The sequence below is a fragment of the Phocaeicola vulgatus ATCC 8482 genome (assembly GCF_000012825.1).
Lineage (GTDB): Bacteria > Bacteroidota > Bacteroidia > Bacteroidales > Bacteroidaceae > Phocaeicola > Phocaeicola vulgatus.
In genome coordinates, this window is sequence record NC_009614.1 from 4,374,133 (window position 1) to 4,391,351 (window position 17,219).

General features: G+C 40.3%; 11 protein-coding genes, 6 tRNA genes and 1 pseudogene. 3 read left to right on the forward strand and 15 right to left on the reverse strand.

What is annotated here, in order from left to right:
- Positions 1-14 precede the first annotated feature (14 nt).
- From BVU_RS17670 to BVU_RS17700, 7 genes and pseudogenes are all read right to left on the reverse strand, one after another.
- Entirely contained in the window at positions 15-662 is a 648-nt protein-coding gene (locus BVU_RS17670; RefSeq protein WP_032938582.1) for a MarC family protein, read from the reverse strand.
- 102 nt (positions 663-764) lie between these two features.
- Positions 765-1,217 (reverse strand): annotated as a pseudogene (locus tag BVU_RS22910) (ferritin-like domain-containing protein).
- A 161-nt stretch (positions 1,218-1,378) separates the two neighbouring features.
- A complete protein-coding gene (locus BVU_RS17680) occupies positions 1,379-1,588 on the reverse strand; it encodes a hypothetical protein (protein ID WP_004295287.1) in 210 nt (69 codons plus the stop codon).
- Positions 1,589-3,075: 1,487 nt separating this feature from the next.
- Positions 3,076-5,499 carry an ABC transporter permease gene (locus BVU_RS17685; RefSeq protein ID WP_005842429.1) on the reverse strand — a complete coding sequence of 808 codons (2,424 nt, stop codon included), beginning with the start codon at positions 5,497-5,499 and terminating at the stop codon, positions 3,076-3,078.
- On the reverse strand, positions 5,496-6,206 hold the full coding sequence (locus tag BVU_RS17690; protein WP_005842427.1) for an ABC transporter ATP-binding protein: 711 nt from the start codon (positions 6,204-6,206) through the stop codon (positions 5,496-5,498). The genes BVU_RS17685 and BVU_RS17690 overlap by 4 nt, the downstream gene beginning before the upstream one ends.
- 13 nt (positions 6,207-6,219) lie before the next feature.
- A complete protein-coding gene (locus BVU_RS17695) occupies positions 6,220-7,470 on the reverse strand; it encodes an efflux RND transporter periplasmic adaptor subunit (RefSeq protein ID WP_005842425.1) in 1,251 nt (416 codons plus the stop codon).
- Between the two features lie 5 nt (positions 7,471-7,475).
- A complete protein-coding gene (locus BVU_RS17700; RefSeq protein ID WP_012055754.1) occupies positions 7,476-8,783 on the reverse strand; it encodes a TolC family protein in 1,308 nt (435 codons plus the stop codon).
- Positions 8,784-9,114: 331 nt separating this feature from the next.
- Between BVU_RS17700 and BVU_RS17705 the strand changes: the two genes are divergently transcribed.
- Positions 9,115-10,446, forward strand: a complete 1,332-nt coding sequence (locus BVU_RS17705; protein WP_012055755.1) for a sigma-54-dependent transcriptional regulator — start codon at positions 9,115-9,117, stop codon at positions 10,444-10,446.
- 5 nt (positions 10,447-10,451) lie between these two features.
- Positions 10,452-11,774, forward strand: coding sequence for a sensor histidine kinase (locus BVU_RS17710; protein WP_041174580.1), 1,323 nt, complete (start codon positions 10,452-10,454; stop codon positions 11,772-11,774).
- Positions 11,775-11,900: 126 nt separating this feature from the next.
- On the opposite strand, the gene BVU_RS17715 is transcribed toward BVU_RS17710, so the two are convergent.
- Positions 11,901-13,433 (reverse strand): carbon-nitrogen hydrolase family protein, encoded by a 1,533-nt coding sequence (locus BVU_RS17715; RefSeq protein WP_005842418.1) that lies wholly within the window; start codon positions 13,431-13,433, stop codon positions 11,901-11,903.
- Between the two features lie 205 nt (positions 13,434-13,638).
- On the opposite strand from BVU_RS17715, the gene BVU_RS17720 reads away from it, so the two are divergent.
- Positions 13,639-15,141 carry a glutamine synthetase family protein gene (locus BVU_RS17720; RefSeq protein ID WP_012055757.1) on the forward strand — a complete coding sequence of 501 codons (1,503 nt, stop codon included), beginning with the start codon at positions 13,639-13,641 and terminating at the stop codon, positions 15,139-15,141.
- A 123-nt stretch (positions 15,142-15,264) separates the two neighbouring features.
- Here the strand turns inward: BVU_RS17720 and BVU_RS17725 are convergent.
- The 7 genes from BVU_RS17725 to nspC form a co-directional block, all read right to left on the reverse strand.
- Positions 15,265-15,337, reverse strand: a tRNA-Gly gene (locus BVU_RS17725).
- 12 nt (positions 15,338-15,349) lie between these two features.
- A tRNA-Leu gene (locus BVU_RS17730) sits at positions 15,350-15,433 on the reverse strand.
- Between the two features lie 47 nt (positions 15,434-15,480).
- Positions 15,481-15,553 (reverse strand) — tRNA-Gly (locus BVU_RS17735).
- A gap of 16 nt (positions 15,554-15,569) precedes the next feature.
- Positions 15,570-15,653: transfer RNA gene (locus tag BVU_RS17740), tRNA-Leu, on the reverse strand.
- 23 nt (positions 15,654-15,676) lie between these two features.
- Positions 15,677-15,757 (reverse strand) — tRNA-Leu (locus BVU_RS17745).
- Between the two features lie 47 nt (positions 15,758-15,804).
- A tRNA-Gly gene (locus BVU_RS17750) sits at positions 15,805-15,877 on the reverse strand.
- Between the two features lie 173 nt (positions 15,878-16,050).
- Positions 16,051-17,214: a carboxynorspermidine decarboxylase gene (nspC, locus tag BVU_RS17755; RefSeq protein WP_005852747.1), complete on the reverse strand. Its 1,164-nt coding sequence runs from the start codon at positions 17,212-17,214 to the stop codon at positions 16,051-16,053.
- Positions 17,215-17,219: the final 5 nt, after the last annotated feature.

A 17,219-nucleotide genomic window follows, 5' to 3' on the forward strand; every position in this document is an offset into this window, starting at 1 on the left:
ATTATCTCTCTTCTTTAAGAACAAGCATGGGCTTGTTTCAAGATTTCAATTAATACCGGACGTATCCCGCTGATAAAACATTCCACGGCGATCACCATTAGAATAAGTCCCATCAGTCTCATCATCACATTGTTTCCCGTCTCTCCCAAGATTTTTAAAAGCTGGGTGGACGCGTACAGAATAAAGAAGGAAAGAATGCAGACCAAAGCGATTACGCCAAGCAATACTATTTTGAAAGTATATTCCGAAGCATCTTCCATCAATGTTATTCCACTGGAAATCGCTCCCGGACCGCATAACATCGGAATGGCAAGAGGTGTGATGGTTATATCTTTGGAATATTCTTTTCGTTCAGTTTCATTCAGTTTCACATGGGTAAAATGTGCCTGCAACATATCATATCCGATTTTAAAGATGATGATACCTCCCACAATCCGGAATCCGTTTGTTGAGATACCGAAAAAATGAAACAGAAACCTGCCCGATAATGTAAAAAGGACTAATATGATAAATGCAATGGTACATGCTTTCAAGGCGATATATCTGCGTTCTTTCGTATCCATTCCATCAGTCATTTGCAGGAATACCGGCATCACTCCAAGAGGGTCCATCAAGGTGAATAGCGAAGTGAAACACAATGTTAAATATACAAATATATCCATGATGACATATAGTTTATTATCGATTATTATATCGCAAAAAACATACCAGATAGCATTCTGCAATATTAAATTTTGCATAACATCAATCTTAAATCCATACCGTCAAAAATAAGGTAGTTTCCGTTCGTTTTCCTTGGCGAGGATACGTAACAATTCCATAAATGCCATACTTACATATATACGGTCTGCATACAGCCCGCTGATGAAAGAATGGAAGGACATGCTTACATTCCAGCATAATATGAGAAATGTGTTTACCTGACGTGATATGTACTGCTCATGTTCAAGCAATTCATTCAAGGCATTCAATGGCGTTGTCCATTAATGTGTATCCCGTTTCATTTCATTGATTACAACACATCCTCCATCATGGCATATCCGATTCATCATCTGATAAACCTTGTTCATATTGTCCTGTGCTTGGGAGTTCAGCCAGGAGCTAAGTATTGGAAGCCGTTCATCTTCAAAATAAACCTGCAATGACAGGTATAAACCGGTTGACCATATTTCTGTATTGATCAACTCATTCATGGCGTTTTCTATTCGTTTATCCATTATCACTCTGAATATTGAAAATCCATTACTAATATCATGTGTTATTCTCAGTATATAAAAATTCCATTCGATTGTGGGTAACCCATAAAACGGAATTCTTAAACGAGGCTTAAATAATAGGATAACTTATCGGCGTAGACAAATTGTCATAAAAAATAGCACTATGATGTCTTTTTGTCTTGCCTCCCTTGCAGAATATCCAATAAGACATCCAGTTCTCTTTCTATTCCTTCAATCTTATCGGAAATACAGTCCAAAGTATTATGGTGCAGACTAGCTTTACACTCCTGCAACTCTCTTGACAGAGAAAGTATCTGTAACCAAAGTTCTTCCTCTATGTGATAGGGGGAGTTACTATTATCTAGTACCATAGCAGGAGAAGGCAGAAAAGTGCTTTGGCATGTAATTTGTATGATAATGAACGGTATGTTCCGAAAGAGACAGGAATGGAAATGAAAGGATAGAATATTCCACAAAAGATAGTAACAAACAAAGGGGGAAAGTCGTTGGAGACAGTTGTCTCGCTTTTAAAACAAGTTGCTTTCATAATGTTTATTATAAGCCAACCCTGTTCCCTGGAGTTGTGTTTATATAAAGTTAAGCGTGGGAACTTTGGTATTACCGTTCAGAAGTATCCCCATACTCAACAACATATAATACACAAAGCCCCACGCCTATATATAACAAAAATCTATATAGATAGAACGTGGAGCGTCCAATGTATTATCCAATTGTTGTTTCGAAATTGGGGATTTCCTGAACTTGGATAATGCCTTAACGCTTTACTATAAATCTTCTATTTTCAAAAGACTAATACAAATGTAATAAAAGAAATGAATTCTTTGAAAGGAAATATCTCTTTTTTTTAAGGGGTAGCTTAATTTTTCTTTATTTAAAGTCTTAGAATTACTGCCCACCAAAGCCATCAATTTTCGTTTTTTTGTTGGGGTTCTCTTAGTAAGAGAACCCCAAGTTTACTTAAATGCCTGATAGAGTGTCCTATAGTTATAACCTTTCATATTATTTTTGCAAACAATTGTCATTTATAAGCATACTTTGGAATACTTTTTTAATACGGAATTTTCTGTATTAAGGAATTATAGCTATCTTTGCAGCAAAATGGGGTTCTCTTACTAAGAGAACTCCATTTTTTATTAAAGGCTTAAAAAGGGAAAAATCTTATTTTCAACACATTATATTATTTATACAATCAGAATCAATTTTCCTCTCACAATAATTATGGTGAACTAAAAATGCTCAAAAAGAAAGAGGCTTCCGTTTCCGGTCGCCTCTCTTTTCTTTTCGGATAAACGCTTTTATCCGTAAGTGTACTGACTTTCACAAGCAAATACTAACTATTAATCTTAAATCTATTACTATGAAAAACACATTATATTAACATTTGAATCGCGTAGATTGTTCAACAAAATGAGATTAAAAGAGTGTTAAATATATAGCAAAGGGAGGTCCAATTGTTTTTTAATGCAAGAAAAACGATTAAGTCTGATAAAAGTAAAAGAAACGGAAATACAAAAGATGTATCGTGATTTCACATAATCGTGACATAAGTAAAATACAATATAAATTATACAAAAACACACTACAAAAGAGAAAGGATGCCACCAAGGCACCCTTTCTCATCGCTCATTTGTAACTATAGAGAGTTAGACTCTCCTTAAAAACGCTGTAAAATTAATAAAATAATTTTAGACGCAAAATTAGTTTTGTAGAAAAATTCAAAAGGTTTTCAAAGTTTATCAGTATTGATCTGCCATAATGAACTGGTACGATAATTTATATTGGTTTTAAATGATATTCCTTGTAAATGAATTACTAACCACGGATATCTTATATTCCATTATTCATATTTCAATGACCGAGCGGGTTTACTATAAACAACCTTTATGGTTTGTCCTGCTACAGTCAGAAAAGAAATCAACAACATCAAGACCACAGGAAGCAGAAAGAACCACACTTTCAATTCTGTTCGGAACGGATAATGAGCCAACCATGCATTCATGCTGCCCCATGCCACAGGCAACGCAATCAGAATAGCGATAATAATAGGAATAAAGAAACCTTTACCCAACTGATAAAACAGATTCCAACGAGATGCCCCCAATACTTTCCGGATACCCATCTCCTTGGTACGGACGGCACAAGAGAACATAACCAACACCCATAAACCTAAGCAGGAGATAAAAATAGCCAATCCGGTAAAACCTCCCATCAATACGCCGAAAGCCTCATCCTGACGGTACTGCCGGTCATAGAACTGGTCGAGGAAGAAATAATCAAAACTGGAATCCGCAAAATAATTATTCCATATTTCTCCTATCTGTGATACTAATTCCGAAGGATCACCCGGTTTCATCACAACCGAAATATAACGCTGAGGAATCCAGTCAATCTTATCTTTATGGAAAAGCATTACCCCTGTATAACCTTTATTCAACGCTTGCTGATGATAATCCTTCACTACCCCGATTACCTGCATGGGCTCTCCTAGCGTTTCAACAGCTATTTCCTCACCAATGGCATCATCATTATCCACATATCCTAACATACGGGCAGCCGTTTCGTTGATAACCAATTTATTCACATCGTCCCCATATTCCTCGGAAAAACCCCGTCCGGCTACCACCTCCAGTCCGTATGCATCTATATAGTCAGGGTCACAACTCAGCATCTCGTACAACCGGTTTTGCTTCAACGCATCATGTGCCCGATGATTGGACAGGAACATGGCCACCTCTTCACCCGGTACCGCCCCGGAACAAGTTACTTTCGACGCCAATGGCAATTTCTTGATAGCTCTCCGCATAGACTCCATCTTTGTTTTCATACCCTCAGTAGGCCCGGGAAACTTGATTACCAAAATCTGGTCAGTCTTTACTCCCAAAGACTGCCGACGCATATAGCTGAGTTGTGCAAACACAATTAATGTACTACAAAGCAATATCATGGATGCCGTATATTGTACTATGACCAATATTTTACGTGTATTTTCTCCGGAACGGCTATTTTGGAATTTACCTTTCAGTAAAACAATCGGCTTCTTACGCAACAATGCGCGGGCAGGATAGTAACCGGAAATATAAATACCGACTATAAAAAGCAATAGAACCCCGCCCCCCCAATATTCCGTAAACCATACAGAGAAAGTAATAGTACGTCCTACCAACTGATTGAAGGAAGGAAGTAATAGTTCGATCAATCCTAACGCAATGATAAAAGCGATCAAATTCATTACAAATGCTTCAAATAGAAACTGACCAACAAGCTGTTTCGGGAAAGCTCCCACTACCCTGCGCACTCCTACCTCTTTGGCACGCTCCATAGAACGGGCAACTGTCAGATTTATATAATTGATCCAAGCAATAATCAAAATAGCAATAGCTCCGAAAATCAACGCGATGATGGCCGAATGGTTTCCTTTCAACTCGGCCTCATAACCTAATTGAGGATTGAGATGAATCTTCTCCAATGGCTCCAACCGCACCCCCCAAGTCTTGTTTTTCAATGCCTCTTCAGTTTTATACTTCTCGGCCAATTGAGGAAAAGCACGTTCTATCTCTTCTTTGCGCTCGGGCGAATCCAGCAATACATATGTATAGGCTTCATGTTTGTACCAATACTCCTGTACCCATTTAGGTAAGGTGGCATATGATAAAAGAAAATTATAATGTATATGCGAATTAGAAGGCATTTCTTTCATGACTCCAGTTACCTCACAAGACACCTTCCCCATATTGCTGTTAAAAATAAGTATCTTCCCGACAGGGTCTTCATCTCTGAAATATTTGCGGGCAATCCGTTCCGTAATCACTACCTGACATGGCATGGAAAGACAAGAAGCGCGGTCACCTTTCAACAATTCAAAATCAAACAAACGGAAAAAGCCAGGATCAGCGTATGCTATCCCATTCTCGCGCAGACATAATTCGCCATATTTTACCAATTGCTCCGGTTGGATAATACATCCTACACGAGTATAATCCTCAATTCCCGCCAGATTTTCCTGCATGGCCGAACCATATCCGAATGAACTGGTCGCCCAATCATCCGTCAGAACTTCCCCCTCATGAAAAGTACTTTGCACACGATAAATCCGTTCACTCTTACTATGCATTTTGTCAAAACTAAATTCAAAAGCAACGTAAGTAAATATCAATAAAGCTGATGCCATGCCTACAGCCAAGCCAAAGATATTGATGAAGCTGAAACCTTTCCTCTTCATCAGATTACGCCAAACGCTATTCCAATAATTTTGTATAATCATAAAATTTCAATTTTGCTGTCAGATTCCATAGGGCGGTTACGATTCTCGGCAATAATTTTACCATCCAGCAAACGGATTATACGATGTGCATAAGCAGCATCACGCTGTGAATGGGTAACAATGATGATGGTGGTCCCCTGTTTGTTCAGTGTACTAAGCAGTTCCATAATTTCCACCCCATTGGTAGAGTCCAAATTACCTGTCGGCTCATCCGCCAGCAAAAGCCTGGCATTGGTAACTACGGCACGGGCTATGGCCACACGTTGCTGCTGTCCACCTGATAACTGTTGTGGCAGATGATTGGCGCGATGCAGCATATTCACTTTTTCAAGCACTTCTTTTACCCGCCTGTTACGTTCTGTCGGCTTTATATTAAGATACACCAATGGGAGTTCAACATTCTCATATACAGTCAGTTCATCAATCAAATTAAAGCTTTGGAAGATGAAACCGATATTTCCTTTTCGGAGAGCGGTCAGCTGGTTTTCATTCATTTTATCCACTCGCTTTCCTTCAAAGAGATAGGAGCCCGAAGTAGGGGTATCTAATGTTCCAAGTATATTCAACAAGGTAGATTTTCCACAACCGGACGGCCCCATGATAGCGACAAATTCTCCCTTTTCAATTTCGAAAGTTACTTCATTCAATGCTTTGGTCTGCACTTCCTCGGTGCTGAACAACATAGAGAGGTTTTCTACTTTAATCATTCTTACGTGTTTTTTATTCGTTTAAAATCAGTTTCTCATTATCTCCAAACAGCTCGTAACCGGAAATAATAACTTTCTCACCGGAAGCCAGCCCGTCAGTCACTTCATAAAACTGAGGATTCTGCCTGCCAATCTTGATAGGACGTCTGACGGCAAATTTACCACTTTCATCCACAACATATATCCATCGTCCTCCGGTAATTTGAAAAAAACCTCCCCGAGGAATCAGAACAGCTTTGACAGGATCCCCCAACTGAAGATTGATATGATAAGTTTGTCCCGCCCGAATGTTTTCGGGACGCCCTGTCGTGAAACGGAAATCTGTACGAAACTGCCCGTCTTTCACTTCAGGATACACTTTGGTTACTTCCAACTTATAATTTTCTCCATCACGGGTAAAGTCAGCGGGAAGCTCTTGGACGACACGCTCCACATAATGCTCATCAATTAATGCCTGTACCTTCAGATCAGCAGTAATAATCTGACCGATATGTTCCCCGGCAGAAATGGATTGCCCGATTTGTGCTTCAAGATTACCCACTTGCCCGTCTATAGGAGCTTTCACTTTCAGGTTTTCAAGACGTTCTCGTACCAATGCCAAACTTCGTTTCATATTCATTATATTCTCGTCCAAACTGCTTATCTGAGTCAAACGAAACAAACTATCTTGACGGATCCGCTCATCCAATACCGACAATTGTTCTTTTACCGCTTCATATTCCTCCGTAGCTTGGAGATAGTCCTCCCTCGCTATCAATTGCCCCTCCATCAGCCGCTTGTATTGTCCGTAACGACGTTTCTTTATAATGAATTCTTTCTGAATACCGATACGATCCTGCTTCAGACTCAACCGTTCCTGCTCCATACTTATACGAGTATTACGCAACTCGTTTTCCTGATAAGCCAGATCTGCTTCACTTTGCATGATACCGATATTCAGCAGAGGATTACTCAGGCGCAGAATCACATCCCCTTTCTTTACCATCGCTCCCTCTTCATGAAGGCGTTCCTCCACTCTTCCGCCTTCTATAGCATCGAGGTAAATCATGCGGCTGGGAAGTACTTGTCCAATCACACGGACATAATCATTAAACTCATTTTCTGTAACTGTAGCGATAGTGATACGGCTCTTGTCAATGGTCATGGAGGAACCGGTATCACGAAAAATAAAATAAAAAACGAATACCAATATGAATAATACTCCCGCACCTCCATAAATCCGCCTGGGAGTGAAACGCTTTTTACGTTCAATTAGTGTGTCCATATTTTTTAATGGTTAATAAAACTTCCTGTCCGATAATACATAGTTAGTCGCGATGTCAGTTCGTACTGCAAACGCACTCTTATTTTTTCCGCTTTAGCGACAAGCAGGCGATTTCGTGCTTCCATCAACTGAAACACGGAAACAAGCCCTTCCTCCCACTTCCGTTCCGTTTCTTTCAGCACTTGCGTTTCTGCTTTTACCTGCAGGGAAGCCTGTCGATGCTCTTCCCATCCCGAATGTAATGAAAGTACAATTCGTTCCGTTTCATTACGTAAATGTAATTTCTCTTCCTCTATGCTGTTCCGCACCCGTTGCAAGTTCAATTTCTTCTTCCTTATTCCGGCATTCCGATCTAATCCGCTAAGAATAGGGAATGAAATACCTACTCCTATATATTTATTCCAATGGTCACGCAATTGATGTAACGAGAACAAGGAATTATAAAAATCAGATCCCCATGAGAAACGGGCGAAGATAGTCGGGCTGAACTGTCCAAGGGTCACAGCATACTCCTTACGAGCAGCACGTTCCCACATTTCCATCCGTTTATAATCCGGCAGTACGTGTACGGACCGTAAATAGACTTCTTCTACCTCTACTTGAGGCATTAACAAGAGCGTATCCTCACTAACTGATAAAGAAACAGACAAAACATCGCCCTCTTTCATACCCAGTATTTCCTTTAAATAAAGAAAGGACATCTGACGATTTTTTTCATACATACGCTCTCTGAACACATCTCCTTGATGACGCGCTTTTACTTCCTGCAAGTCCGAAAGCGATTTCAACCCCAGTTCTACAAAAGCTTCCGTCTGTTTCAGATAACGTTCTCCCAAACGAAGCTGTTCAGCTGCCAGTTCTGAAAGCTTTTTATCCAATACCGCTTTATAATAAGCCTCAGCTACCCGATAAGCCAAATCATTTTTCTTTGCCAGATGATCCCACTCCTTCTCTTTTTTAGTCCAATGCGTATATCGCAAACGATTGATCCGGGCAAATCCTTCGAATAAAGAAAGAGTTATATCCATTCCTATAGTTCCTTGATTATATGAATCGGCTGTATATTCATTAGTATCCGGATCGACAGAACGTCCGATATGCCTGCCCACTTCCGCCTGTACTGAAACATAAGGAAGAAATTTACCCATAGCAGCCACATAGTCTGTTCGTGCTTTCTTTACGTCTATTTGGACATTCTTGAAACCAGGATTATGTTTCCAAGCATAACGTATGCAATCGTCCAGTGTACTTTGCCCACATACAGGCAAAGACAGACCGGACAACAAACACACAATTATCAAGTTATTTCTCATTGCATTTTAATTTAAACACAGAATAGGAAGCAAACGATATGCCAAGAAGATCAGAACATTAATAATCAACCAGTTACAAAATAAAATATAAATTAGCTGTCCAAATTTTAGACGGTATAACGTCCAAATTATAAACACTATAAAACCAGAACGAACCAAGGAAGATATTGGAACGCTGACAACACGGACTGAAGACACATTCCAATGTCAAGTCACCGTTATGATAAATAAAAGCATTACAGAAAATAATAAAAAACGTCCAATAATTGGACGCCTCATTTGCAGAAACAATCAAAAGCAGATACCTTTAGCCTCTGAAAGCAAAAATGAGATGGAAAAAGGAACGATTTTAATAGTAGATGATAATAAAGGAGTATTGGCCTCACTGGAATTATTACTGGAAACGGAGTTCAGCGAAATAAAGACAGCCCATCATCCGAATCAAATCATATCTATCATAAATACCTCTCCGATAGATGTGATTATTCTTGATATGAATTTCTCGGCAGGAATCAATAACGGCAACGAAGGGTTATATTGGCTGAAACGAATCCGTGAGATAGCTCCTGCACTACCAGTAGTCATGCTTACAGCATACGGGGATGTAGAACTGGCAGTAAAGGCTTTAAAGAATGATGCAACTGATTTTTTGTTGAAACCTTGGGATAACCGGACCTTAGTGCGCAAAATAAAAGATGCTTTTGGAAGCGGTAAGAAAAGGAAAAACAGAATCCCCGATAGAAACAAATCACCGATGATTGTGGGAACATCACCTGCCATGCAGCAGTTAATGAAGATAGTAGTGAAAGTGGCACGCACAGATGCCAATATATTGATTACCGGAGAAAACGGAACAGGAAAAGAAATGCTGGCACAGGAAATACACCGGTTTTCCACACGAAAGGAACATTCTATGGTAACGGTAGATATGGGAGCAATCAGTGAATCTTTATTCGAAAGTGAACTGTTCGGGCATGAGCGCGGTTCTTTTACCGATGCCTACGAGAGCCGGCCGGGAAAGTTTGAAGCGGCATCCGGCAGTTCCCTGTTTATGGATGAAATAGGAAATCTCCCTTTAGCCATGCAGGCAAAGTTGCTCACCGTATTACAAAACCGAAAAATTACACGCATCGGCAGTAATAAAGTAATCCCAGTGGATATCCGGCTGCTTTCAGCTACCAACAAGAATATTCAGGATATGGTGGATTCCGGGACTTTCCGTGAGGATTTATTGTACAGACTGAATACTATTCATCTGGAAATCCCGCCTTTACGCGAACGGAGGGAAGATATACATTTGTTCATTGATTATTTTATGCAGCGCTATGCTGCTAAATACGAAAAAAAAGAAATCTTCCTGCATGAACATGCTTTAGAGAAATTATGTTCTTATCATTGGCCGGGAAATATCCGGGAATTGCAACATACCATCGAGAAAGCAGTTATTTTATGTGAAGGAGATGTAATCCGTTCCAAAGACATTTTCGTAAAACAAACCTGGAGTCCACAATTCTCCACTACCGTTCCTAATCTGGAAGAAGTAGAACGCCAGGCCATAGAAACAGCCATCCGTCAAAACGATGGAAATCTGACAGCAACAGCCGAACAGTTAGGCATCAGCCGCCAGACACTTTACAATAAAATAAAACGCTTTAAGCTCTGATGATCATGGTATTCAGCAAACATCTATATATGGTTATCCTAAGCTACATCTTATTAATAATTGCTGTAGCCGGAGCTGGTATCGCACTTATTATTACACATACCGCCCTTATTCTAGGCTGTCTTTTCTTGATTATTTCACTTTTTTTTATCAGAGCTTTGGTAAAACAATTGAATAAATTCAATGCCAAAATAAGAATATTCTTGGATGCGATGGAAGATAAAGAGAGCATGATACTGTTCAACGAGCAATCGGCAGATAAAGAAATGAATGCACTTAGCCATTCACTAAACCGAATCAATGAATTGCTTGCCACAACGAAATCGCAAAGCCGGGTACAAGAGAACTTTTATCACTCTTTACTGGAAGAAGTACCAAATGGAGTGCTAGCGTGGAACTCCGAAAAAAGAGTTCTGTTTGTAAATGGTGCAGCCTTACGTTTGCTGGGAGTTGAGTCAATCATATTCCTCCGCCAATTGGAAGAGCAATATCCGATCTTGAAAGATTTCATAACCCATGGAAATGTGGAAAATTCCTTTCTTTTACAATCTAACTCAAAAAAACAACTGTCACTATCCATGAACCGGATGAAACTAAATTCAGAAACGATTACCCTGTTGGCTATCAAAGATATCAGTAATGAACTGAACGAGAAAGAAAGTGAGTCATGGAACAAACTTACCCGGGTGCTTACTCATGAAATTATGAATACCATTGCTCCTATTGTTTCTCTGTCTCAAACACTTTCATTGCGCCCCGGTACGGACGAGAAAGTAATACGAGGACTTGGAGTGATTCGTGAACAAAGCGAAAGACTGATGGAATTCACAGAATCATATCGACGCTTATCGTATATGCCGGAACCGAAAAAGAAGCGATTCTCACTGACCAATTCATTGCACAATCTAGGTCTGTTACTACAATCTGATTTTGAAAATGCTCATATCCATTTCATTCTGCGTAGCACCCCCTCTGATATATATATTGAGGGCGATGAGAAGCAACTCTCTCAAGTTTTTTTAAATCTGCTGAAAAACAGTATGCAATCATTGGAAGGAAAAACAGACGGACAAATAGAAGTAACACTGGAAGTAACAAACAAACTTTATATAAGACTACTTGACAATGGACGGGGAATCCCTATGGAATTGCAAGAAAAAATATTCGTTCCTTTCTTTACCACAAAAACAGAAGGAACTGGTATCGGGCTTAGTCTGTGCCGGCAGATTATAAAAAGACATGGGGGCAATTTCTATTTACAGGAAAGCAGACAAGGAAAAACTATGTTTGTTATAGAATGGCCCGTAGCTTCTTTTATTTTGAAATAACAAAGTTCATTACAGGATCACTCTGATTAACACAGGTTATTCTTAAAAGTAAGGCGGAAATATAAAATAATAACCACTTATCTATAAACCAGCGTTAACCTGAGTAATCCGTAATGAAACATTTTTTTATTTCTTTATCTTCAGTTCATAAAGGTCATGCCTGCGGTCACGCAAATTGCGCACACTGCCATACGTATGCAATTCATTCAACAGATTCAGATCAACATCCGAAACTAAAATCATTTCGGTATTCGGAGTCGCCTCGGCCCGTTTGCCATCAGTTGGGAAAGCGAAATCACACGGAGTAAACACTCCAGACTGTGCATACTGAATATCCATATTGTGCACACGCGGCAAATTTCCCACACTACCGGCTATAACGACAAAACATTCATTCTCGATTGCCCGTGCCTGAGCACAAACACGTACACGGGAATAACCGTTCTGAGTATCGGTGAGGAATGGAACAAACAGAATCTGCATTCCCTGATCGGCCATGATACGAGAGAGCTCGGGAAATTCCACATCATAACAAATCAAGATACCAATTTTAGCACAATCCGTATCAAAAGTCTGCACCATCTTACCGCCCGAGAGGCCCCAACTCTTTATCTCATCGGGAGTGACATGTACCTTTTCATACATTTCGTATGAGCCGTCACGCCGTACTAAAAAACCAACATTATAAAGCCCTCCGTCCTCTTTTACGTATGGCATACTACCCGTAATGATATTAATATTATAACTGATAGCCAAATTGATAAAACGGTCGCGAACCTCTTCGGTATATTGTGCCAAACCACGAATGCTCTGGGCTTCTCCCAAATGATTGAACTTGGCCATCAACGGCGCATTGAAATATTCCGGAAAAAGAACAAAATCACTCTTATAATCGGAAACGGCATCTACGAAAAACTCAACCTGCTCAAATACATCATCCAATGTTTTATAAGGGCGCATCTGCCATTGCACTAACCCTACACGTACAGTGGTTTTCTTATCCACATAATCCTGCGTAGGCTCCTGATAATAAATATTATCCCATTGCAACAAAGTGGCACAATGCTTGGATTCTTCGTCATTGGGAAGATAATTCTTCATGACACGACGCACATGAAAATCATTGGAAAGCTGAAATGTCAATACCGGATCATAAATCTCACGGGAACGCACCTTATCCAAATATTCCTTAGGACGCATCGTATCCGCATACTTATAATAATTAGGAATACGACCACCGAACATGATCGCTTTCAGATTCAGTTTCTCGCATAATTCTTTCCGGTACTCATACATACGGCGTGCCAGACGCAAACCGCGATAATCCGGATGGATAAACACCTCGATACCATACAAAATATTCCCTTCCGGATTATGCGTACAGAAAGTTTCATTACCAGTTACTTTGGCATAGGTATGATCTCCCTTTACCATATCATAGTCTACAATAATAGAAAGAGCACATCCCACTATCTTATCGTCTACCACCGTTACTACTTGCCCTTCCGGAAAAATCCGGATAAGCGTTTCTATTTGCTCGTGTGTCCAAAACACATCCTTATCCGCATACACCCGCTTGAATGATTGTGATAATTGGATGTAATCTTCGATCTGTAAATTCCGGACCTCTACTTTATTAATTTTATGCATCGGTTCCATAATGATTCTCTTATTTATATTTTAAAACAGCGGTGCAAAGGTAGGACAAATTATAAAACGATGTTCTCCCAAACAGAAAAAGATAAAGAGAATATCACTCAGTATGAAAGAAAATATCTATGAACTTTTCATAGGATTTTCAGAAAACTTTTTGTTATCTTTGGAAAGTTAACCAAATAACAAACAAAAAACAACCAATTTTGCTATGAATAAAGAATTAATAATGAACCCCAACCAATTGGTGGCATTTCTAGAAAAACCTTGTGCAGAGTTTACCAAAGAAGACATAAAACGATACATTCAACAGAATGGCATCCGTATGGTCAACTTTATGTATCCCGCCGGAGACGGACGACTGAAGACATTGAATTTCGTTATCAACAACCAAGCATATCTAGATGCTATCTTGACTTGTGGAGAACGTGTGGACGGTTCCAGCCTGTTTCCATTCATTGAGGCGGGCAGCAGTGATCTGTATGTAATTCCCCGATTCCGGACGGCTTTTTTGGACCCGTTGGCCGAGATACCTACACTTTCCATGCTTTGCTCTTTCTTTAACAAGGATGGAGAGCCATTGGAAAGTTCCCCCGAACATACCTTACACAAAGCATGCAAGGCATTCAATGAAGTAACCGGCATGGAATTTCAGGCTATGGGGGAATTAGAGTACTATGTAATTGCTCCGGATACAAATATGTTCGAGGCTACAGATCAGAAAGGCTATCATGAATCAGCACCATATGCCAAGTTCAATGATTTCCGTACCCAGTGCATGGCCTACATTGCACAAGCAGGCGGACAAATAAAATATGGACATTCCGAAGTAGGTAATTTTACCTTGAATGGCATGATATATGAACAGAATGAAATAGAATTCCTGCCTGTCAATGCCGAAGATGCGGCAGACCAATTGATGATCGCCAAATGGATTATACGTAATCTGGCCTATAAACATGGTTATAACATTACTTTCGCACCTAAAATAACTACAGGAAAAGCTGGTTCCGGATTGCATATCCACATGCGTATCATGAAAGATGGACAAAACCAGATGTTGAAAGAAGGTGTTTTATCAGAAACAGCACGCAAAGCTATTGCTGGCATGATGGAACTTGCTCCATCCATCACCGCATTCGGTAATACCAATCCTACTTCTTATTTCCGCCTGGTTCCCCATCAGGAAGCGCCAACTAATATTTGCTGGGGTGACCGCAACCGTTCAGTATTGGTACGCGTACCTCTAGGATGGGCAGCTAAAACAGACATGTGCATGACTGCCAATCCACTGGAAACAGAAAGCCATTATGATACCACACAAAAACAGACAGTGGAAATGCGGTCACCGGACGGTTCGGCCGATCTCTACCAACTGATAGCAGGATTAGCTGTAGCCTGTCGCCATGGATTTGAAATAGAAAATGCACTGGACATTGCAGAAAAAACTTACGTAAACGTCAATATCCATCAGAAAGAAAATGCAGACAAACTGAAGGCATTAGCCCAGCTTCCCGATAGCTGTGCAGCTTCCGCAACCTGTTTGCAACAACAGCGCGAAATATTCCAAAAACATAATGTGTTCAGCCCCACTATGATTGATGGAATCATCAGCAAATTAACCAGTTATAACGATCTGACCTTACGTAACGACTTAAAAGATAATCCGGAAGGGATGTTGGCATTGGTCAATAAATATTTCCATTGCGGATAATTTGACTAAAACAGCGGGAGGAGGGTATATCAATATTTTGATTTGACCTTCTTCCGTTTTCTAACATTTACACCATGATAAATAAAAAAGATCAATGTACTTCTGCACTGATCTTTTCTCTTGAGCGGAAAACGAGACTCGAACTCGCGACCCTAACCTTGGCAAGGTTATGCTCTACCAACTGAGCTATTTCCGCAAACCTCTAACATGGTGCCCAGAACAGGACTCGAACCTGCATGCCTCTCGACACACGCACCTGAAACGTGCGCGTCTACCATTCCGCCACCTGGGCATTCTGTGTAACACTCTTGTCACAACGCACAATATTTTATTTATGTGAGCGGAAAACGAGACTCGAACTCGCGACCCTAACCTTGGCAAGGTTATGCTCTACCAACTGAGCTATTTCCGCAAATATCTTCTCTTCGTGAAGGAAATGAGACTCGAACTCACACGACATAATTGTCACCACCCCCTCAAAGTGGCGCGTCTACCAATTCCGCCATTCCTCCAAAAACGAAAACCTCGTGTGTAGTGCCCAGAACAGGACTCGAACCTGCATGTCTCTCGACACACGCACCTGAAACGTGCGCGTCTACCATTCCGCCACCTGGGCATTCTGTGTAACACTCTTGTCACAACGCACAATATTTTATTTATGTGAGCGGAAAACGAGACTCGAACTCGCGACCCTAACCTTGGCAAGGTTATGCTCTACCAACTGAGCTATTTCCGCAATTTCCGCTTTCGGTTTTAACTATTTCCCAGCTGTTTCCCGATTGCGGATGCAAAGGTAGTGCTTTTTTCTAAACTTCCAAAAATTTTCTATACTTTTTATAGTACTTTTATTACATTATTTCATCAAACTCCTCATAGTCAATATAAACCAAAAGTTTTTTTTACTTACTATCAAGACATACGGTCACGATAATCCTCATATCGGAAGTCTTTATATACTTCCAATGTATTATCTGTATGCCAAATAGCAATAGAAGGGTGATGGATTCCATTAAACATGTTTGTTTTTACCATAGTGTAATGAATCATATCTTCCAAAACAATGCGTTCTCCTATCTGTAACGGATGGTCAAAACACCAGCTACCCATATAGTCGCCACTTAAGCAACTGTTTCCACCCAAACGGTAAACATTCTCTTCCGTTAAAGCTGTTTTTATCGCATCGACTGGTAAAGTTTTGGCACCACGCACTGCCGGCTGATAAGGCATTTCAAGACAATCGGGCATGTGACAAGTAAAGCTAACGTCCAAAATCGCGGTTTTTATCCCCCGGTTTTCCACTATATCGACAACAGAAGCTACCAAAGGTCCGGTCTGCCAAGTAAAAGCCGAACCCGGTTCTAAAATAATCTCCAAATGAGGATAACGGGCTTTCAAGTTTTTTAATAAAGAAATAAGATGCTCCGTATCATAATCTTTACGTGTCATCAAGTGTCCCCCTCCCAAATTCAACCATTTTATTTGTGGGAACCAAGAAGCAAACTTCTCTTCTATGTGCTGCAAAGTATGCTCTAATTCATAAGAACTGGATTCACAATGACAATGACAATGGAAGCCCTCGATGCCCTCCGGTAAAGTTTCAGGAAGCAAATCGGCCGTCACCCCAAAACGCGTACCGGGAGCACAAGGATTATAAAGTTCCACCTCTACTTCCGAATATTCAGGATTGATGCGGATACCACAGGTTATCTTTTCTCCAAAGGCCTCAACCATAGGATAAAAACGCCGGAACTGACTGAAAGAATTAAAGGTTATATGACTGCTGCATCGCATGATAACCGGAAAATCAGTATCCGTATATGCCGGAGAATAAGTATGGGCCTTACTGCCAAATTCTTCATACGCCAAACGGGCTTCATATACGGAACTGGCTGTAGTATAACGAATGTATTCCCTGAAAATGGGGAATGATTTCCACATGGCAAAAGACTTGAAAGCCAAGATGATCTCAACTCCGGCTCGGTCTGCCACACTCTTTATCAAACTCAGATTCTTTCTGAGCAATGCTTCATCCATTACATAGCATGGAGAAGGTACTTTATGGATATCTATCATTTTTG